The sequence below is a fragment of the Pirellulales bacterium genome (genome assembly GCA_035533075.1).
Lineage (GTDB): Bacteria > Planctomycetota > Planctomycetia > Pirellulales > JAICIG01 > DASSFG01.
In genome coordinates, this window is the sequence record DATLUO010000283.1 from 16,091 (window position 1) to 35,502 (window position 19,412).

Genomic DNA, 19,412 nt, shown 5'->3' on the forward strand with positions numbered 1-19,412 from the left:
TCAGGTCTCGTCAATTTGCCAAGCGGCGCGGGTGTTCGCGAGGTCTGTCTGATACTGGGCCAAAGGGACGACCTGAACCGGGGCGATGACGCCGTGAGTAATTGGCGGTTGGCCTGCATCGAGGATCAACTCGAGGCCGCTCGCGATCGGCCTGTCCTGGAATGGCCCAGTTCCCATCGTAAAGCAAGACGTGTTATTTGCTCCGCCTGCCCCCGGCACAATCGGGCGGAGCCGTTTTGGGATTCTCGTGAATTCGAGATTCCGCCAACCACGAACAACAGACATCCCGGTCGAGTCCAGAACCACATTGCTCGCCGCGTCGACCGTGATGTCGACACCCGGGCGCACGCCCAATTCGGAGGAGCTTGCCGAACCCACGGCAGACAGGTTATCCGCGGGATGGCGTTTCATGGCTCGGTAGACTTTAGGCGGCTGGGCCGGTGCTCGGGTTGGGTTGCCGGTAGGTGAACTCATTGCATCATTATAGCGAGCCGCGCGCACCGCTTGCGAGCCGATTGGCCGATCTTGGACGGCATCCTGCGGCTACTCGGCCGGATCGAAGACCAACGCTCAGCTTAATGGCGCCAGCGACGTGACGGCCTGTTGCAAGAGACCCGTCAAGAACGGCGGCAGGCTGATGCCGAACCAGAGGACGAACAGCATCAGCCCCACGATCGGCGCGCCGGTAGAAAAACCGTCGGGAAACGAGGCCTCCGTGCGGGGGCGCGAGGGTTCGCCCAACACCACGCTAAGCACCGTCGCCCCCATGCCCACAAAGACCACCAGCAACGCCGCCAGGAAGATCGCCGCTCCGGCGTAGTGGCCGCTCGAAAAGGCCGCGCTGACGATGGTGAACTCGCTGGCGAAGGGGCTGAAGGGCGGCGAGCCGCAGCTCGCCAGGAAGCCAAAAAAGAACAGCGGCCCGGAAAGCGGCAGGGCCCGCATCGCCCCCCGCACGTCGTCGGTCAGCTTGCTGCCGTAGGCCCGATGGATGTTGCCGGCCGAAAGGAACAAGACGCCCTTGGTCATGGCGTTGTTGAACACGTGCAGCAGCGTGCCATATAAGGCGGCGCTGCCACCGATGCCGAGCCCGAACACCAGGATGCCCATGTGCTCCACGCTGGAGTAGGCCAGCAAGCGTTTGAAGTCGCGCTGCCGCACCATGAACACGGCGGCGGTGACCATCGACAAGAGGCCCATGAAGATCATGGTTTGCGAGGCGAACGCCTTCTCGCCGCCCGCCACCACGATCTGATAGACGCGCAAGACGGCGAAAAAGACGCAGCTCGTCACGCCGCCGGCCATCAAGGCCCCGATCATGCCCGGCGCTTCGCCGTAGGCGTCGGGCTTCCAGGTGTGCATCGGCGAGAGGCCCATTTTGGTGCCGTAGCCGACCAAGAGCAGAACGAAGGCGGCGTGCAGCCAGGGACGCGAGAGGTCGGGCGCGTGCCGCAGCAGGTCGTCGAACGCCAGCGAGGGGTGCAAGCCGGCGTGGAACGCCGAGTAGGCCAGAAACAGCGTTCCCAACAGGGCCAGGGCAATCCCCACCGAGCAAATCAGCAGATACTTCCAGGTCGCTTCGAGCGAGCGGACGTTGTGATTGAAGTAGAGGCTGGGGGCGGTGACCAGCGTGGTCGCTTCGACCGCCACCCACATCAGCCCCAGGTGGTGAGAAAGGACGACCAGCGTCATCATCGACAGCGCCAACAGCATGCACGTGCAAAGCACGCGGTTCGGCCGCTCGGGCCGCAACGCCAAATAGCCCGGTGCATAGAGCATCGAGAGGAAGTGCAGCAGGCTGACGGCCAGCAAGACGATCTTCCCGGCCGCATCGAGCGCCAGCCAATCGCCGGGCTGCGACTCGACCGTCGCCCGCACGGCGTTGACGACCAGCGTCAGGTGCAACCCGGAGCCGAGCGGCAACACCCAGGGCCGCCAGCGGTCGGAAGGCGTCAAGGCCGCCAGCGCGGCCGCGGCGGCGGGAATGATGATCAGGTCACCGAGCACGCTCACTCCTTCAATGCCGATAGGTGCTGCACGCCCACCGGATCGAGCGCCCGGTTGATGTGCTGGATGATGATGCCCATCACAAACACCGCCACAAACAGGTCGAGCAGCACGCCGGCCTCGACCATCGCCGGCACGGCTTCGACCAAGAGCAGGCCGAACACGAACACGCCGTTTTCCAGCACCAGATAGGCCAGCGTCTGGCCGATGGTGCGGACGCGCGTCACGAGCATCAAAAAACCCGTGAAGAGCGTGGCCAGCGAGGCGGGCACCACAAGCTGGGTCGGACCGCTCTCGCGCAAGGGGAGCGTGTGCGAGATCCAGATGGCCAGTCCCGTGCCCGCGGCGCCGAGCAAGAGCGACGTGATGAACCCGCCCAGCGGACGGATTTCAGGTCCGATGGTCACGTCGCGCATGGCGTAAAACAGCAGTCTGGGAATGACGATTCCTTTGACGACCACGGTGATGCTGGCCAACAAGGCCGTCTGCAGCGTGTGCTCGACCCAGAGCGGCGCCATCCCCAGCACCACCCCCTGCACCGCCACCAGATAGAGCACGGTGCGCACGCGGCCGGCGCCGAGAATGAAGAAGTTCAACAGCAGCACGATTTCCAGCAGACTGGTCAACGATAACATAGATCAACTCGGTACAAGCACGATGCCCAAACCCGACAGCACGCAGGCGGTAACCAGCAACCGAGGGATCTCGGTCATGCGCAAACGGGCCATCGTCGATTCGATCACGCCGATCAGGCCGGCCGTCAACAACACCTCGGCGATGAACAACAGCCAGTCGAACGGGGGAATGCCCGTGTGAAACGGCAGCAAGATCTGCACGATCATGGCACAGAACAGGAACAGCTTGATCGACGCGCCGTAGAGGATCATGCCCAGCGCGGGGCCGCTGTGGTCGAGCACCATGACCTCATGGATCATGGTCAGCTCCAGGTGCGTGTTGGGATCGTCAAACGGGATGCGCGAGTTTTCGGCCAAGAGTACGATGAACCAGCTCACCAGCACCAGCACCAGCGAGGCCCCGCCGTGCTGCCACTCGACGAGAATGGCGTCGCCGAGCATGTTCGACAGCCGCAGCGAATGCGACAGGCGGGCCGTCACCAACAGTCCGAAGAAGAGCGCCGGCTCGGCCAGGCAGGCGAAGGTGAGCTCGCGCGTGGTGCCCATGCCCTCGAACGACGAGCCGGTGTCGAGCGCGGCGAGCGAGAGGAAAAACCGGGAGAGCGCAAACAGATAGACAAATAGGATGGCGTCGCCCCGGAATGACACGGGCGAGTTTTCCGGTCCAAAGGGTATCAACAGCGCCGCCACCAGCGCCGCCGCCAGGCTCACCACGGGGCCGATGCGAAAGACCAGCGTGGTCGTGGTGCTGAAGACCGAGCCTTTTTGCACCAGCTTGATCAGATCGTAGTACGGTTGCAGCAGCGGCGGTCCCACGCGGCCTGCAAACCACGCCTTGGTCCTGATGATCACCCCGCGCAACAGCGGCGGCAACGCCAAGACCATGACGACGTGAACGAAGACCTCGATCGGACGCACTTGAAAACCTCAATAGGGCCAGACGAGCAGCAGCACCAGAATGGCCAGGATGTAAAACAGATAGGCTTGCAGGCTCCCCTGCTGGAACACGCGAAAAAACAGCACGCGGCCGCCCATCCACCGCATGGCCGGCAGCACGATGCGCTGCAATATGCTGTCGGGCGCCTCGCTGCGATACGCCGCCGCCTGGGGAAAAAGCTCGCGGATGGTGGGCGCGCTGACGTTGGGCCGCACAGCCCAACGAAACAACGACACCAGCACTTCGCTGAACGAGGTCGACGTGTATTGCATCCGCGGCGTGGGGGCCAGGTATCCGCAGCCCCAGGTCACGGAAGTCGAGGTCAGCTCGGGGCGGAGCCGCGTCCAGAGGGCCACGCCGCCCACCAAGCACAGCCCGACGAGCAAAAAGCCGAGCATGCTCAACCAGAAGAACGCATCTCGCCCTTCCGCACGCGTGAATTGGGCCAGCGACATCGGGCCGCTGGCCATGGCCACGCCATCCGCCGACGCCGAGGTCCACTCGACAATCGCCCGGTCGAGCGCCGGCACGACCAGGCCGGGCAAAAGGCCGATCGTCACGCACGCCAGGCCCAGCAGGACCATTGGCCCAAGCATCACCGCGCCCGATTCGTGGGCCTCGCCGGCGTACACGCTGCGCGGCGTCCCTAGAAACATGGCGCCAAACGCCATCGCATAGCAGGCCACCGCCATCGCTCCGATCAACGCCAGGCCCGGCGCCGCCAGCGACGCCCCCAGCAAGGTCTGCGTCTCGGAGACCTGCGATCCAATGCCCAGCATCGAGAACAGCCCGGTATAGATCAAAAACTCGCTCACAAAACCGTTCAGCGGCGGCAGTCCGCAAACCGCGACCGCCGCGATCAGAAAGCACGCGGCGGTCGCCGGCATACGCTTGGCCAGACCGCCCAACCGATTGATTTCGCGAGTGTGCGTGCCGTGCATCACGGAGCCCGCGCAGAAAAACAACAGCGACTTGAACAGCGAATGGTTCCACACGTGCCATAGCGCTCCGCCCAGACCGAGGGCCACCCACTCGGCCCGGCCCATCGACCGGCCGAGCAAGGCCACGCCCAGGCCGATGAAGATGATGCCCATGTTCTCCACGCTGCTATAGGCCAACAGCCGCTTGAAGTCTTGTTGTGCGACGCCGATCGCCAGCGCTACCACCCCGGAGACGACCCCCAGCGCCAACAGCAATCCGCCCCACCAGATCGGCGGCTGCGGCAAAAACGAATAGACGCGGACCAGGCCGTAGACGCCCATCTTGATGAGCACGCCCGACATCAATGCCGACACATGACTGGGCGCATTGGCATGGGCCCCCGGCAGCCAGACGTGCAACGGCATGATGCCGGTCTTGAATCCGAAACCGACCAGCGCCAGCAGAAAGACCACGGTGGCCTGCGTCGCGGAACAATCGAGTTGTCGCGGCCAATCGAATGAACCGCTCAACGCCCGCAGCAGCCCGAACAAGCCAAACAGCATCAGCGTGCCGGTGTGCGTGGCCACCAGGTAGATCCACGCCGTCTCGCGCACGGCCGGCTTGTCGTCTTCGGTGGCCACCAGCACGAACGCGCTGAGCGCCATCACCTCCCAGCCCATCAGGAAAACGACGCTGTTCCGGGCAACGACCAGCAGCGCCATGCCGGCCGCGCACAGTCCGTAGAACAGGCGAAGTCTGCGGCCGGTATCGGGATTTTCGCTCTGCCGCCAATAACCCTGGCCATAGATCGGCCCGAGCAGCGAAATCATGAAGACCGGCAACAGGAAAATGGCGGAGACGCCGTCGAGCCCGATATGGAAATCGGCGCCGGGCACCAACGGCCACGACCGCTGCCATTCTTGGCCGCTTCCGGCAGTGTACCATTTGCCCACGGCGGCGAAACCGGCGACGGCGCCGCCCGCCGCAATGGCCGTCGACAGCCACTGCCCCAATTCGCTCCGTCGGCCGAACAGCAAGCCAACGACGCCACTGAGCGCCAGCGCACCGATCGACCCGATCAACAACTCCATACCGAACACCACCCAGCGTCAACAGCAATGTCCCATAAGCTATCGTTCCGCCGTCCGGGTCACAACGGCTTTTTGGGCGGATCCGCAAAAAGTTGGTAGACAAAGTGTGCGGAAACGCCCTGCGCTTCGATTGTTTCCCGCCCGTCGTCATGTTAGCCTGATAGTCGTTCCAACACCCCGTGAGGCACTGTCTGTGAGCGTTTCGGCAACTTCCCTGTCGTGCCTGCTCGTCCTCTACCTGGGAGCCGCACCGCCGGAGCCGAAGGAGGAGCCGCCCGCGCTCTGGTCGCTCGAACCGCTGGTTCAGCCGGTAGTTCCCCTGAGTGCGGCCCAGGCGTCAAACCCGATTGACGCGTTTCTCGCCGTGCGTCATCAGTCCCAGGGACTGAAGCCGGCCGGTGCCGCCGACCGCGTCAGTCTGCTGCGCCGCGTGTATCTGGATTTGATCGGCTTGCCTCCCAGCCCGGCGGAACAGACGGCGTTCCTCGATGACCCATCGCCGGATGCCTATCTCAAGGTGGTCGATCGCTTGCTGGCCAGCGAGCAGCACGGCGTCCGCTATGGCCGTCACTGGCTGGACGTGCTCCGCTACGCCGACGTGGACGAGAATATGCGTGCCGCCCCCGGCATCCATCTCTGGCGCGACTGGGTGATTCGCGCCCTGAACAGCGACCTTGCTTACGATGAATTCGTGCGTACACAATTGACCGGTTATCGCAGCTCGAGCCGGACCGCAATGACGGCGACGGGCCAGCGATACCGGGTCGAGCCGCGGCCCGACGACCTGTTTGCGCTGGGCTTTCTGGCACGCGGGGCAGTGCTGCGCGACGGCGGCGACAGTCAGGAGCTGGCCCTGTCGGCCGTCGAGACCGTGTCTTCGGCGTTCCTCGGGCTGACGGTCGGCTGTGCCAAGTGCCACGATCACTTCTACGACCCGATCACGCAGCGCGATTTCTTTGCCATGAAAGCCCTGTTTGATCCACTGGTCGTCCGCAAGGTGCTCTTGGCCACGCCCGCGGAACTCTTCGAGCAGGGCCAGGCGCTCGACGCGCTCGACGGCCAGCGTGCCGCGCTGGAGGCGCCGCTCGAGGCGCTCATCGCGCCCTACCACAAAAAGTTGTATGACGAGCGTGTGGCCATGCTGCCGCCCGACGTGCAGGCGATCATCCGCAAGCCGGAAAAGCAGCGCACCCTTCAGGAGCAGAAGATTGCCGACGATTATTACCCCGTGCTGCGCATCGACGCCGGTAACCTGGTCGAGATCATGCCGCCGGCCGAGCGCACGCGCTACCAGGAGCTTGATCGCCAGCTTGGCGAGTTGCGCGGCAACCGTCGCGGGCGATCGCTGCCGGCCTTCTGGACCGTGGAAGTCGATCCGAAGAAGGCGGAGGAGCAAAGCTACATCCTGACCAGCGGCGACTCGGAGCGGCCGGAAAAGGACAAGCCGGTGGAACCGGGCTGGCCATTCGCGCCGTCGCCGATCGACTTCCGTGACGGGAGAATCGAAGCCTTCGCCGACTGGCTGACGGACCCGGCCAACCCACTGTTTGCGCGGGTGGCGGTCAATCGTCTGTGGCAGTGGCACTTTGGCGAGGGACTGCACGGCACGCCGAGCGATTTCGGCAACCTGGCCGGCCCGCCGGGGCAACGCGAGCTGCTCGACTGGCTGGCGGCCGAATTTGTGAAGTCCGGCTTCCGTATGAAGGCGGTCCATCGGCTGATCGTCACCTCGGAGGCCTACCAGCGGGCCTCGTCGCCGGACCCGGCCGTGGCGGCCGCCAACCAGAAGATTGACCCCGCCAACCGCTGCGTTTGGCACTTTCCGCTGCGCCGGCTCGAAGCGGAGCCGCTGTGGGATTCGATTTTCGCGGCAGCCGCAAGGCTCGATTTGTCGGTAGGCGGCCCCTCGTTTGATCTTCGCCCCGCGCGGGGCCGGCGCGGAAACGGCGCACGTCCGCGGGTCACGCAAGCGACGCGGACCACACCGGGGACCAGCCGAAGAGCGGCTTACATGGTCCGCGGCTACTCGACGAGCCGGGACGTCGTGCCGCATTTTCTCCAGGCCTTCGACGTGGAGGACGGCCGCGCACCCTGCCCCATGCGAACACAAACGGTGACGGCGCCGCAGGCCCTGTTTCTGATGAACAGCGACGCCATCGACCAGGCCACGACGCCGCTCGCCGAGCGGCTCGAGCGGGAATCGGCGGGCGCGCTTCCCGACGCCGTCGACCTGGCGTATCGCCTGACGCTGGCGCGCCGGCCGACATCGCTCGAGCGCGAGCGGGGCCTGGCCTACCTGGGCGACGACCCCAGCCGCCTCAAGGGCCTCGCCTGGCTGCTGTTCAACCTCGATGAGTTCTTGTACGTGCCATAGGAGCGAAGATGGCGGGAACAATCGTAATCAACGATCATGCTGATTGGCTGCCGGCGGGTTGGGTGCATGACAATGTCCTTGAGGCGGTCGCCACCGAGCTTCGTCAGCATGACGCCGCGCTCGCCGATGACTGCTTGGCGGCACGGACCACGCAGTCGCATGGCTATTTTGACATGCGGGGTTTGGACGCCGAAACATATCGGCGGTTTCTTTCGGCTGCCGAGCAAGCGCTGGCAACGATTCAATTGGCGGGGCCGGACGCCGTCACGCGGCGCGACTTTTATCCAGGCTACGTGGCGCAGTTCCAGCGCTTCTGCGAGTTGCTGCGTAGCGATCCGCGCGCCACGGTTGACGGCGCGGTAAGTGCCGCACGGCATGCACACGGGGCGTGACGACATCTTTCATTTATCATGATGGACGCAACCAAACTTTATCCCTGTGGCCGGATTTCCCGGCGGTCGTTTCTCCACCAGGCCGGCGGCGGCTTTTTGGGAGTCGCGTTGGGAGGGCTCTGGGCGGAGGCCGGCGAGATTCCCGATGCCGGCCTCGGACCGCACTTTCCGCCCAGGGCCAAGTCGGTGATTTTCCTGTTCATGTGCGGCGGCGTCAGTCATCTCGACACCTTCGATCCGAAGGGCAACAAGTGGGCGGGCAAACTGATCGACGTGGTCGGCTTCGGCGACAACCGCGCCGAGATGAAACGGCCGGTGATCCATTGCCGGCGCACCTTCACGCGCTATGGGCAGTCCGGCATTCCGGTGTCGGACTGGTTTCCGCACGTCGGCGGCGCGATCGACGAGATCGCGGTGGTGCGTTCGATGTGGTGCCACGAAAGCAATCATTTTCCGGCGGTCATCGAGACGTGTACCGGCCACCGCGGCCGCCAATTCGATCATCCGACGTTCGGGAGCTGGATGGTCCACGCGCTGGGAAGCGCCAACCGGAATTTGCCGACGTTCGTACACCTTGGCCGGCCGTCGTCGCCGGTGCAGTTGACGGGCGGCTACCTGGGCGCCAGCTTCGCGGCCACGCCGTTTCAGCCGGGCGACACGCCGGTGCCGAATCTCTATCCGCCGGCCGGCAACTCGGCCGCGGAGCGCGAGCGGCAAATGCAGGCGCTCCACGATCTGAACCAAGAATTCCGCCAACGCTACGCCATGAACTCTTACATCGCCGCCCGCGCCCAGGCTTACGAATTGGCCGCGCGGATGCAGCTCGCCGCGCCGGAGGCCGTCGATTTTTCCGGAGAGCCGGCGCACGTCCGCGCGCTCTACGGCATCGACGAGCCCTCGACCGACGATTTCGGCCGGCAGTTGCTCCTCGCGCGCCGGCTGGCGGAGCGCGGCGTGCGTTTCATCCAGGTGTGCCATGCCGGAGGCGGCAACGGCGCCTGGGACGCCCACGGCGACATCGAATCGCACGCGCCTCTCTGCCTGGCGACCGACAAGCCGATCGCCGGTCTGATCCGCGACCTGAAGCAGCGGGGCATGTTCGACGAAACGCTGGTCGTCTGGTCGAGTGAGTTCGGCCGCAGCCCCTGGTCGCAGAACACAACCGGCCGCGATCACAATCCTCGCGGCTACACAGTCTGGCTGGCCGGCGGCGGCGTGCGGGGCGGCACGGTCCACGGGGCGACCGACGAGTTCGGCTATAAGGCCGTCGAGGACCGGCACTATTACAGCGATTTGCACGCCACGATCCTGCGGCAGCTCGGTCTCGATCACAAGAAGATGACCGTCAGCGTGCTCGGCCGGACCATGAGGCTGGTCGAGGAGGGAGGCCCGATCGATGCGATCTTGAGCTAAGGCCCGCCGGACGTAACATGGCTTCACTGTTCGGAGGCGCGCAAACGCTTACGCACTTCCCTTAGACGGACGGCGATGAGCTTCTTCACGAGCGACTTGGGAAGCGGTCGATCGATGGCAAACCGCAGGGCACCTTGAGACGTCACATAATTGGCCAACTCGTTGGGCAGCTTGTCCAGCACGGAGCCGCTGTGAGGCACGTAGGTCAGATGGTTCTTGAACGCCGCAAATCCCGCAATCACCTTGCCGTGCAAGCGAAACGCCGGCATTCCGTAGGAGATGCACTCGTCTGCATCGGGGATAATGCTCAGAATCGTGCGCCGCAGCCGCTGCAACGTGGCCCGCTTTGGCTCATCGATCGTGGCGAGATAGTCGTCAATCTCTTGCCGTGACATGGAAAGCGCCAACGATGGAGCGGATTGTGTGCATATCGCTATAGGACATCGGGAGGGGCTTGAGGTTCTTCCTCCTCCGCTAATTCTCCAATCTCTCGGAGCCAATCATCCTTGTACTTTGAGCAGCTAGCGATGGACTTCGTAAAAAACTCGTTCACCCCTAGTTCGCCTGGAATGTGCGGGTGCGGGATATCTTTGGTTGGCGATCGCCTCATTCCAAGCGTGGCAAGCAGCTTGCCCTCGTGGTAGACAGCATATCTGTCATGGCAATCGGTTTTCGTAGTTACGTCAACCGCGCCGAGCTTTTTAATGATCTTTTTTAGCTGCTCTTTGGTGACGGCTCCGCGACCCATTCATTCGACCTTTGAGATGAACTGTCTAAGGATCGCCAATTGCTGTTGCGGTCGGCGACCCAACTTATCTCCATTTGCAAGAAAAAGTCGGAACGTCGAGGTAACGGTGTCTCGCAGCATGTTGAACGCTTCAATTTCTGTTGGTCCCGATGCGACGATTCCAGCGTCGAAAAATGTGGCAATAAAATAGCCATCCTCTGTTTTTTGAATACACGTAGGAATTGGCGACAGCAATCGAATGTCATCCGCATTGATTGCTGTAATTTCCGGGTAAAGCGCATCGTCGCGCTCAAGCAGGAGTGTCGGCTTCATCAATATGTGGCAGAGCAAGAGGGATATCAAATCGTTGCGCAAATGCGAAGATGGCGGGCGCATAAAAAACCGCGCACTTCGGCGCGGCAGTTCGGCATTGACGGCTTCCGCCAGTCTAGCCAAGCACCGGCCGTCCCATTTCGGTCGGTCATTGGGCGTCCATCGGCATTCTAGCCATTCAACTGATCCTCGTCTAGGATAAAATCTTTACCGAGACCCTTTGGCCGCTTGCACTGCCTACTTTGTCGGGCAACCGCGTTGTTAGACCTTCTCCAACTTACACAGAACCAGCTTCGCGACTGGATGGCCGCGCATGGCCTGCCGGCTTATCGCGCCGGGCAGGTGTGGCGGTGGCTGTTCGAGAAGCGGGCCGCCGACTTCGAAGACATGACCGATCTTCCCAAGTCGCTGCGCTCGCTGCTGGCCGATCATTTCCGGATCTGGACGACTTCGCTCGCGCACCATCAGTCGGCCGCCGACGGCACCGAGAAGCTGTTGTTGCAGTTGGCCGACGGCCAGCAGATCGAGTGCGTGCTGATTCGCGAAGGGCATCGACGCACGATCTGCATTAGCACGCAGGTGGGCTGCGCGATGGGTTGCGTGTTTTGCGCCAGCGGCCTGGAAGGCGTCTCCCGAAACTTGACGAGCGGCGAAATCGTCGAGCAAATGTTGCGGCTGGCCCGGCTGTTGCCCGGCGAGGAGCGGCTGAGCAACATCGTGGTGATGGGCATGGGCGAGCCGCTGGCCAATCTCGACCGGCTTTTGCCGGCGCTCGAAGTCGCCAGCAGCCCGGAGGGACTTGGCATCAGCGCGCGGCGAATCACCGTCTCGACGGTCGGTCTTCCGCCGGCAATCGACCGGCTGGCCAATCTCGGCCTGCACTACCATCTGGCCGTGTCGTTGCACGCCCCTAACGACAACCTTCGCAACGAGTTAGTTGCGGTGAACAAGAACATCGGCATCGACCCGATCCTGGCGGCGGCCGACCGCTACTTTGCCCAAACCGGCCGGCGGCTGACCTTTGAGTACGTCCTGCTGGGCGGCGTCAACGATCGGCCGGCCCACGCGCGAGAGCTGGCCCAGCGGCTGGCGGGCAAAACGGCCCTGCTGAACGTCATTCCCTACAACCCGGTGGCCGGTCTTGCGTACCGGACGCCTTCGGCGGCGGCCCAGCAGCGGTTCGTCGAAATCCTCACGCAGTCGGGAGTCAACGTGCAAATCCGGCAACGGAAGGGCGACCGGATCGACGCTGCCTGCGGGCAGTTGCGGCGTTCGCGGCAGGCCAGTTTAGTCGCCGGACAGATTGACACTCCCCAACCGGCCTAGAGCGGATCTGACCGATATAGCGAGCTGAGCCGCCCCCGACCTACGCCACCGACTTGGTGGCGCCCTCGGTCGCGTTGGATTCGATGTGCCCGCCCGGCTGGCCATTGGCTCCGGCATCGGGCGGCGGCGGCTCGCTGGCCGCCGCACTCGACCGCTTGCGCCGCAAGCGCCGCAGCCGAATGCGATCGATGCGGCGACGATGGCGGACGTAAAAGTAGAGCACGACAGCCAGCACGGCCGACACGATCACCACCGTGAGAGCGATTTCGGCCTTCTGGATCCGCTGCCAGAGGTTCAGGATCTGCTCGGCGAAGAGGTAGCTCAGGCCGAAAAACAGCGATACCACCAGCGAGGCCGAGATCAGGTCGCAGAGGATGAAATAGCGGAACGGCACCCGCAAAACGCCGGCCGCCACGTAGACCGGCGACCGCACGCCCACCAAAAAGCGCGTGACCAACAGCGCCGTCAGCCCGTGCTGGCGGATTTTCTGCTCCATCTTTCGTTCGGCCCGCGGATTGAGAAAGCGGGCGAACCAGCGGTGCTCGCGCAGCAGGCCGTGGCCAAAGTGATAGCCGATGGCATACGACACGCAGTCGCCCATCATGGCCGCCACGATGCACGTCAGCAAGGCGGCCAGCGGCTCGAACGTGCCGTTATGGCTGGCAATGCCCGCCCCAATCACCAAAAACTCTTCCGGCACCGGCAACCCCATGCCCGTCAGTACGATAGGCAGGCCCAACAGCACGTAGGGCAGCACGTCGTTGAGCAAAGTATCAAGCATCGACAGGGTTGCCGGGAAAAGCCGGAACGATTCTTCTGGAAACAACGGAGGTGCCGCGCCTGCGGGCCCGAGGTATTCTACCCCGCGGGAAGCAGTCGAGTAAATTCAAACTAGGTTAGCGGCAGGAAAAAAGCCGTTTATTCATCTCTTTCGTCGCGTCGATGCCGCGGCGCACAGACAGAATGTCGGTGCCGAGCGAAATCATGCGGCAACCCTTGTCGTAGGCCCGCTCGGCAAAGGCGGGATCGGCCGGCACCACCCCCCAGTGCTTGCCGTGGCGGCGGCAGGCGGCAGCCACGGCGTCGATCGCTTCCCAGACCTTGGCGTGCGTCGTCTGTCCCAGGATGCCCAGCGACTGCGAAAGATCGGCGGGGCCGACGAACAACAGATCGACCCCCTCGATGGCCGCGATCGAATCGGCCTCGGCCAACGCTCCCAGCGTCTCGATTTGAATCGCCACGAAATGTTCGCGGTTGGCGCGCTCGGCAAACTCGCCCTGCGTGCGGTGGGTATAGTCGGCATCTCGGCCGGAGGTGTTCATGCCGCGCATGCCGCGGGGGGCGAACTTCGTCCAGGTCACGAACTCTTCGGCCTGGGCGGCCGACCGGATTTGGGCCGCCATGACGCCGCCCGCACCGGCTTCCAGGTTTTGCGTCACCTGGGCGTAATTCGTGGGAGGCATTCTCACGAACTGGTCGAAGCCGTTGGCCCGCGCCGCCAGCGCGGCCCGCTCGATGTCGTGCCAGGTGAGCCCCACGTGTTCCTGGTCGAGCCAAAAGCCGTCGAAGCCGCCGCCCAGTCCGAACAGGTCGATCAGCACGGGACTGATCAGCCGGCCGGTGCAAAAGATGCGGCACAGTTCGTTCTTCGCCAGCAGGTCTTTGAATCTTCGCGTCATGTCGGGCAGTTTGACAGCGGATTTTGGCCGCGTCAAGCGCGGCAGGCCCCCCAGACAGCTTATGACGCGCCTTACACGCACTTCCGACTCTCTCAAGCCGGCGACTGAGCAACTCAGTTTGCGCCGCTCGTTGAGAAGAGCGGCAACGGCCCGAAATGTCCGGCCAACACCGAGGTAGGATCGATTTTGAGCCAGTCCCGCAGCACGGCCGCATAAACCTGACGGAAATCGACCGTCATCTTGAGGTCGCCCTCGTCGAGATCGAGCAGGCGAGGTGTTTGTCCAAACAGCCCGCCCTTCACGCCGCCGCCGGCCAGGAGCATAGGCGCGGCGGTGCCGTGATCGGTGCCGGCCGAGGCGTTCTCGGCCACGCGGCGGCCGAACTCGCTGAACGTCATCAACAACACGCGCTCGGCCAGCTTCGCCTCGGTCAGATCATCGACAAACGCCGCCACGGCGCCGCTCAGCTCGCCGAGCAGCCGGGCGTGCGTGTCCATCTGCACCGCGTGCGTGTCGTAGCCCGACTGCACCACGTAGTAGACCCGCGTCGGCAGATCGGCCTCGATCAGCCGGGCAACCATGCCGAGTTGCTGGGCGAGCGGATTCGCCGGATACGTCGCTTTGCCGCGCTCTCGCGCCGCGGCGGCGCTCACGGCATCGGCCGTCGTGTAGGCGTCGAGCGTGGCGCGGCGGACGAATGCATCCAAATCGTCGTTCGACGCATCGGCGGCCGCCGCGGCACGGGCAGAAGCATTCTGCACCGCCAGCTCGTCGAGCCGCGAAAAACTGCCCGCCACCGAGCGCCGGCCGATCACCGCCGCGGGCAAAGCGCCGTCGCCCACCAGCATCGCCGCCGGCGCGCCGGACTGTGGCGGCAACTGGTCCAGCGCACGCCCCAACCATCCATAACCCTTGTGTTCCGCGCGATCGAATCGGGCGGTGTGCCAGATGGCCATGCTCACGTCGTGCGAGCGATTGGGGTTCGGGTATCCGACGCCCTGCACCACCGCCAGCCGCTGTTTTTCGAAGAGATCGGCCATGGCCCGCATGAAGGGGTGCAAGGCCACCTCGTCGCTCAGCTTGTGCAGCCGGTCCGCCGGCAGCCGCAGCTTGTCGCGATGCTTGGCGTAGCCTTCGTCGTTATAGGGCACGACGGTATTGATGCCGTCGTTGCCGCCGCCGAGCTGGACGACCACCAAAATGCGGTCGTCGCGTTTTGCTTCCACGGCCTGCGCCAGTTGGGCCAAGAAGCCCGGTACGGTGGGGGCCAGGGCAATCAGGGAAGAACGTTTCAGCAATTGTCGTCGGGTGAACATGATTTTGGCTTTCCGATTTTGGATTTTGGATTTTGGATTTTGGATTGGTTCATATGCTGTACGCGTTAATGGTGAGACCGGCAATGTGTTGCCGGTCAGCCCACCTGGTTCCGTGTAGGGTGGAAAAAGCGAGATTGCGAGCGCCGGCCCACTCTTGGCGACGGCGCTTTTGATCTCCAGCGCGCTGGAGATCATCCCCCACATGGTGCAACGGTCTGCTCGATCGAGACCGGCAACGCGTTGCCGGTCTCTTGCGGGGAGGCCCGTTCGAGTCTGCGTTGTGGGTCTCTTCCCTTGATCCATCCTCCGCTCGATCTGTAACCTGTCCCCTGTAACCTATTCCCTATCCCAACTGCGCCCACGGCGCGCCGAGCATCGCCGCCACCAGCCGCCGGGCGTTTTCGGGCGTGAGAGCGGTCTCTTCACCGAAAACGGTCGTTTTGACACGCTTAACTTCCTCGTGGCTTTGGCCCAGCCAAATCGTTTGTGCCAGAAAACCGGCGAAGTCGTCGGCGTTCTGTCCGCAGCCGCGCCGCTGGGCCAATGCCAGCCAATCGGCCGGCGCGGCGGCGCTTTGCAGCGATCCGTCGGCCAGCCGCTGGGCGAAATTGCCACGGGCAATCAGCGAGCGGCTGTTGATCCACGCGCGGCCGCCGGCCCAGCCAAACACGTTGGGCGGCTCGAACAGGTCCTGGCCCATTGCCGCCGCCCATTCGGCCAGCACGATCGTGCTGGGCGGCGGATCGAACAACTCCAACGCCCGCACCGCGCCGACGATATATTCGGCCGGCCCCAGCACGCGGTTGCCGATGTTCTCCTCGGCGAAAAAGGCCGCCGACCGCAGTACCGTCTCGACCGCCCAGCCCACGTTCAGCTCATGCTCGCGCAACCCAACAGCCAGCTCCGCGATCGCGGGCTCTTTCACCACTCCCTCGCCCATGAACAGCTCGCAGATGCGGCGGGCCAGCCGCAACGACGTGGCCGGGTGCTCCAGCAGCATGGACATCAAGTCGCCGCCGCGCCAGTTTCCGTGCCGGCCAAGAATCGTCTTTTCGCCCTCGTCGTGATAGGCCGCCACTTCGCGAAACTCGCGGTTCTTGACCGTCCAGCCCGTGAGCGCACGCGCGGCTTCCTTGACGTCGGCCTCGCTGTAGTTGCCGACGCCGAGCGTGAACAGCTCCATCAGTTCGCGGGCCAGATTCTCGTTGGGATGTTGGCGGCGGTTGCTGTCGGCGTCAAGCCAGACGAGCACCGCCGGGTCTTTCACCACGTGGACGAGCAGCTCGGCAAACGGCGCTCGGGCGAACTGCCGAAACAGATCGTTCTGCCGCCGCATCAGGGCCACGTCTTGCACCTTGCGGTAGCTCGTTGCAAAGTGGTTGTGCCAGAGGAGCGTCAAGCGTTCGCCGAGCGGGTCGGGCGAAAAGATCATGCGATAGAGCCACCACGCTTTGAGCCGGTGGATGTTGCCCGACGCCACCGCCGCGTCGGCCAACAGCCGCGACGTGGCCTCGAAATCTTCCGGCACGGCCGCCGTATACGCCTTGCCCGCCAGCAGCCGCTCGACCGCCGCCTGAGGACCGTCTTTCAGATCGCGGTCGATCTCTTCCCACGTGGCCGCGAAGCCCGCCCGGCGGTGCAAGTGAACCACCCGCCGCAGGTTCCAGGGCGCGGCATCGGTCGGCTTATACAGCGACCAAGCGGTTGCGGGCAAATAATTCATCATGGCTGTCACATTCGAGGGTGTCGCTCTTGGCGGGCGAGACCCATTCTACTATTCGCGTTCGACGACGATCTCGCCCAAATCGAGCGTTTGGTTCGGCTTGACCTGGAATTCTTTCACAATCTGCAGTTTGCCGGCCCGTTTCGCCGAGACTCGATAGCTTGCTCCAGGAATCAGCGCCGGTAAGGTGAGCTTGCTCTCCTCGTCGCCTTCCGACGGGAAGGGGTTGTTGGTGCGGTCGATATTGGAAATAAAATCAGAGTCGGCCATGAATTCTCCGCGCTGAGCCGCCTCGCCGTCGTATCGGTAGACGCCCGGAGTTACGACCATTTCGACGTTGGCATAGTTACTGGAGACGGGTCCGCCCTTGCCGCCGGTCAACCGCAGTGTGGCCTTGCCGCAGGGCTTGAGGACGACGGTCCGCTCTCCGTCGCCCGCCTTGATGACTTCGGCAGCGCCGAGTCGCCGTTTGGCGTCTAAGAAGCAGACGGGGTATTCCACGTCCTTGGCGAGGCCCGCAAGTTCGAACCGCCCGCCGAGGGTGGGCGTAGTGTGGCCGCGCCAAGTGAGCGAATGGGGGGATATGTTGAGCCGCGAGACGACCAGGGCCTCGTCGACGGGGTTGCCGAGCTCGTCCACGATTCGTCCCGTCACGGTCGCCCCCGGCTCCAGCTCAACCTTCACTTCAATCGCATCTTGGCCCGCTTGCGGATCGAGCTTCGCGATCGCGTGCGTATAGCTCCGCTGGCCTCCCGGTTGGCCTTGGCTAAGCTCCCGGTCGCCGATCCCTTGTAGCACGTAGTTTCCTTGCGGGCTGTTTACCAGCAACCGGCCGGGACCGGGCAGCACGGCGATTGAGAACAATCCGTCTTGGCCTGAAGGCTGGATAGCCTGCCAGCCGGTGAGGATGTCGTCCGACGCATTGCGGTTGTTCGACGTTTCGGGCAGGTACTGCACCGCCGCGCCAACAACCGGCGTTTCGCTTCCCGCTTCGACAACCCTGCCACGCACCAGCACGCCGCGCGGCAACGTCATATCGACTTGCTTGCTGCGCTCGATGGCTTTCCACTCGATGGCTTTGTCCAGCGGCGTTTCGCGAGCCAGGTAGGCGCTGCCGTCGGGCGGATAGGCCGTCACGCCAAAGCGAATGCCCGCTCTGGGGCTGATGCGGTAATGCCCTCGTTCGTCGGCCCTTCCCGCCACGGATACCATCGAACCGAATTGCTCCTGGCTGGCCCAGATGGTGATGCGAGCATGAGGCACGCACTGGCCTGTGTCGGCGTACCGCACTGTGCCCTCGAAGGGTTGGGCCGGGGCGAGCACCAAGGCGGCCTCCTCTCCCGGCTTCACGTTCTTTATCAGCGGACGGTACGTTTTGTCGCGTGTACCCCGCTGTTCCTGCGCGCCGGTATTGAGGGCGATGTCTTGCTCCGCGAAGCGATCATCTCCCGCGACCTCGAGCGTCACCCCGTGGTTTGCGGCGAGCCCCTGAAGCACGAACCTTCCTTGGGCATCGGAAGTGACCGCGGCGAGCCACGCCGCCGGCGCCTTGTCGCCGCCGTGATAGCCGACGCCCTGCGCCTCATGGATGTTTTCCGTGCGCACAACGACCGCGACAACGGAGATCCGCACGCCGGGCGCGGGCCGCCCTTCGACGTCGATCACCTTGCCGCGGACCGCCTCATGATCGGGAAGTTCCAGCGCAGCTTCGCTTTCCGCGGCGTCGAGGTTCAGTTGCCGCCAGGCGATCGCGGAGCCATCTTGTCGGGCAATCACGTTGGCGTAGGAATGCGTCTTTTGCGAGACGTCCGCGAGATTTAACCGGTACTCGCCGTTTTCGTTCGTCGTCGCCTCGGCCAGAACTTCACCAGTCCAGCCGAAATCGCCGCCGCGTTGTACGGACGTTCTTCGCGCGATCACCGCGACGTGCGCGCCGCTGGCCGCGCGGCCGTGGCGGGTCACGTGGCCGCGGACCGTCTTGGCCTTGGCCGACAATGTGGCCCTCGCTCCGTGGCTGGCATCGACGCTAATTGCGGCACCGCGCAGTTCGTGGCCCTCCTTTCTTTCTTTTCGCGAAACCGTCTGCACCGGCCCCTTGACCACCAAATCGCCAAGGTCGTGCGTTTTTCCCGAACCGACGGAGAAGTCTCGCTTATCACGGGAAAACTGCAAGATGCTCATGCTGCCCGGCATCGAGCGGATCAACACATAAGGCTGGCCGGGGATCAGATCGTCGGTGCGGAAGCGTCCGTTCGCGTCGGTGATGGAAAAGAGTTCGCTCGCAGAGGAATTCCCATCGCGCTGGAACCAGACGTGCATCCCTTCGATGGGCGCGCCGTCGGCGTCGAGTACGCGGCCAACGGCGGACCCACACGGTTCGAGCCGCACCGTCAGCGGCGCGGCCTCATCGGCGGTGATGGTGCGGAACGCGCCGAGCTTGTCGCGCTCATGGTGGAAGGCTATGTCGCGCTTCTCGTCAGGCCCCAGCGCCGTCACTGTAAAGTCGGCGCTGGATAGAAGCTGCCAAGCGATACCAGG

At 64.0% G+C, this 19,412-nt stretch carries 16 protein-coding genes; 4 read left to right on the forward strand and 12 right to left on the reverse strand.

Features of this window, described 5'->3' with window-relative positions; genetic code table 11:
• From VNH11_35450 to VNH11_35470, 5 genes are all read right to left on the reverse strand, one after another.
• Window positions 1-411 carry a hypothetical protein gene (locus VNH11_35450; protein HVA51691.1) on the reverse strand — a complete coding sequence of 137 codons (411 nt, stop codon included), beginning with the start codon at window positions 409-411 and terminating at the stop codon, window positions 1-3.
• Window positions 412-570: 159 nt separating this feature from the next.
• Window positions 571-2,007, reverse strand: coding sequence for a proton-conducting transporter membrane subunit (locus tag VNH11_35455; GenBank protein HVA51692.1), 1,437 nt, complete (start codon window positions 2,005-2,007; stop codon window positions 571-573).
• Between the two features lie 2 nt (window positions 2,008-2,009).
• Window positions 2,010-2,642: a hypothetical protein gene (locus VNH11_35460; protein ID HVA51693.1), complete on the reverse strand. Its 633-nt coding sequence runs from the start codon at window positions 2,640-2,642 to the stop codon at window positions 2,010-2,012.
• Between the two features lie 3 nt (window positions 2,643-2,645).
• Complete coding sequence (locus VNH11_35465; GenBank protein ID HVA51694.1) at window positions 2,646-3,560, reverse strand: NADH-quinone oxidoreductase subunit H; 915 nt, start codon at window positions 3,558-3,560, stop codon at window positions 2,646-2,648.
• 9 nt (window positions 3,561-3,569) lie between these two features.
• The gene (locus VNH11_35470; GenBank protein ID HVA51695.1) at window positions 3,570-5,591 is read right to left on the reverse strand and encodes a proton-conducting transporter membrane subunit; all 2,022 of its coding nucleotides are present in this window, start codon (window positions 5,589-5,591) and stop codon (window positions 3,570-3,572) included.
• Between the two features lie 193 nt (window positions 5,592-5,784).
• Between VNH11_35470 and VNH11_35475 the strand changes: the two genes are divergently transcribed.
• From VNH11_35475 to VNH11_35485, 3 genes are read left to right on the forward strand one after another with little or no spacing between them, the layout of a single operon-like run.
• Window positions 5,785-7,965, forward strand: a complete 2,181-nt coding sequence (locus VNH11_35475; GenBank protein ID HVA51696.1) for a DUF1549 and DUF1553 domain-containing protein — start codon at window positions 5,785-5,787, stop codon at window positions 7,963-7,965.
• 8 nt (window positions 7,966-7,973) lie between these two features.
• Entirely contained in the window at window positions 7,974-8,357 is a 384-nt protein-coding gene (locus tag VNH11_35480) for a hypothetical protein (GenBank protein HVA51697.1), read from the forward strand.
• Window positions 8,358-8,375: 18 nt separating this feature from the next.
• Window positions 8,376-9,770, forward strand: coding sequence for a DUF1501 domain-containing protein (locus tag VNH11_35485; GenBank protein HVA51698.1), 1,395 nt, complete (start codon window positions 8,376-8,378; stop codon window positions 9,768-9,770).
• A 23-nt stretch (window positions 9,771-9,793) separates the two neighbouring features.
• Here the strand turns inward: VNH11_35485 and VNH11_35490 are convergent, their stop codons facing one another.
• Window positions 9,794-10,165, reverse strand: coding sequence for a DUF1801 domain-containing protein (locus VNH11_35490; protein ID HVA51699.1), 372 nt, complete (start codon window positions 10,163-10,165; stop codon window positions 9,794-9,796).
• Between the two features lie 353 nt (window positions 10,166-10,518).
• Entirely contained in the window at window positions 10,519-10,953 is a 435-nt protein-coding gene (locus VNH11_35495; GenBank protein HVA51700.1) for a hypothetical protein, read from the reverse strand.
• Between the two features lie 180 nt (window positions 10,954-11,133).
• Here VNH11_35495 and rlmN point away from each other — a divergent pair, with 180 nt between their 5' ends.
• Window positions 11,134-12,156 (forward strand): 23S rRNA (adenine(2503)-C(2))-methyltransferase RlmN, encoded by a 1,023-nt coding sequence (gene rlmN, locus VNH11_35500; protein ID HVA51701.1) that lies wholly within the window; start codon window positions 11,134-11,136, stop codon window positions 12,154-12,156.
• 40 nt (window positions 12,157-12,196) lie between these two features.
• Here the strand turns inward: rlmN and VNH11_35505 are convergent, their stop codons facing one another.
• The 5 genes from VNH11_35505 to VNH11_35525 form a co-directional block, all read right to left on the reverse strand.
• Window positions 12,197-12,937 carry a DedA family protein gene (locus VNH11_35505; GenBank protein HVA51702.1) on the reverse strand — a complete coding sequence of 247 codons (741 nt, stop codon included), beginning with the start codon at window positions 12,935-12,937 and terminating at the stop codon, window positions 12,197-12,199.
• Between the two features lie 115 nt (window positions 12,938-13,052).
• Window positions 13,053-13,835, reverse strand: a complete 783-nt coding sequence (locus VNH11_35510) for an aldolase/citrate lyase family protein (protein HVA51703.1) — start codon at window positions 13,833-13,835, stop codon at window positions 13,053-13,055.
• Between the two features lie 113 nt (window positions 13,836-13,948).
• A complete protein-coding gene (locus VNH11_35515; GenBank protein HVA51704.1) occupies window positions 13,949-15,151 on the reverse strand; it encodes a DUF1501 domain-containing protein in 1,203 nt (400 codons plus the stop codon).
• A gap of 343 nt (window positions 15,152-15,494) precedes the next feature.
• A complete protein-coding gene (locus tag VNH11_35520) occupies window positions 15,495-16,877 on the reverse strand; it encodes a DUF1800 domain-containing protein (GenBank protein ID HVA51705.1) in 1,383 nt (460 codons plus the stop codon).
• A gap of 48 nt (window positions 16,878-16,925) precedes the next feature.
• Window positions 16,926-19,412, reverse strand: a 2,487-nt coding sequence (locus VNH11_35525) for a carboxypeptidase regulatory-like domain-containing protein (GenBank protein HVA51706.1), incomplete at its 5' end; no start/stop codon positions are given.

Bases quoted from the DNA above. Each gene is read 5' to 3' on its own strand.
- VNH11_35515 (HVA51704.1), bottom strand. From the start codon at position 15,151: ATGTTCACCCGACGACAATTGCTGAAACGTTCTTCCCTGATTGCCCTG.
- VNH11_35460 (HVA51693.1), bottom strand. From the start codon at position 2,642: ATGTTATCGTTGACCAGTCTGCTGGAAATCGTGCTGCTGTTGAACTTC.
- VNH11_35450 (HVA51691.1), bottom strand. From the start codon at position 411: ATGAAACGCCATCCCGCGGATAACCTGTCTGCCGTGGGTTCGGCAAGC.
- VNH11_35520 (HVA51705.1), bottom strand. From the start codon at position 16,877: ATGATGAATTATTTGCCCGCAACCGCTTGGTCGCTGTATAAGCCGACC.
- VNH11_35505 (HVA51702.1), bottom strand. From the start codon at position 12,937: ATGCTTGATACTTTGCTCAACGACGTGCTGCCCTACGTGCTGTTGGGC.
- VNH11_35510 (HVA51703.1), bottom strand. From the start codon at position 13,835: ATGACGCGAAGATTCAAAGACCTGCTGGCGAAGAACGAACTGTGCCGC.
- VNH11_35480 (HVA51697.1), top strand. From the start codon at position 7,974: ATGGCGGGAACAATCGTAATCAACGATCATGCTGATTGGCTGCCGGCG.
- VNH11_35490 (HVA51699.1), bottom strand. From the start codon at position 10,165: ATGTCACGGCAAGAGATTGACGACTATCTCGCCACGATCGATGAGCCA.
- VNH11_35485 (HVA51698.1), top strand. From the start codon at position 8,376: ATGATGGACGCAACCAAACTTTATCCCTGTGGCCGGATTTCCCGGCGG.
- rlmN (HVA51701.1), top strand. From the start codon at position 11,134: ATGGCCGCGCATGGCCTGCCGGCTTATCGCGCCGGGCAGGTGTGGCGG.
- VNH11_35470 (HVA51695.1), bottom strand. From the start codon at position 5,591: ATGGAGTTGTTGATCGGGTCGATCGGTGCGCTGGCGCTCAGTGGCGTC.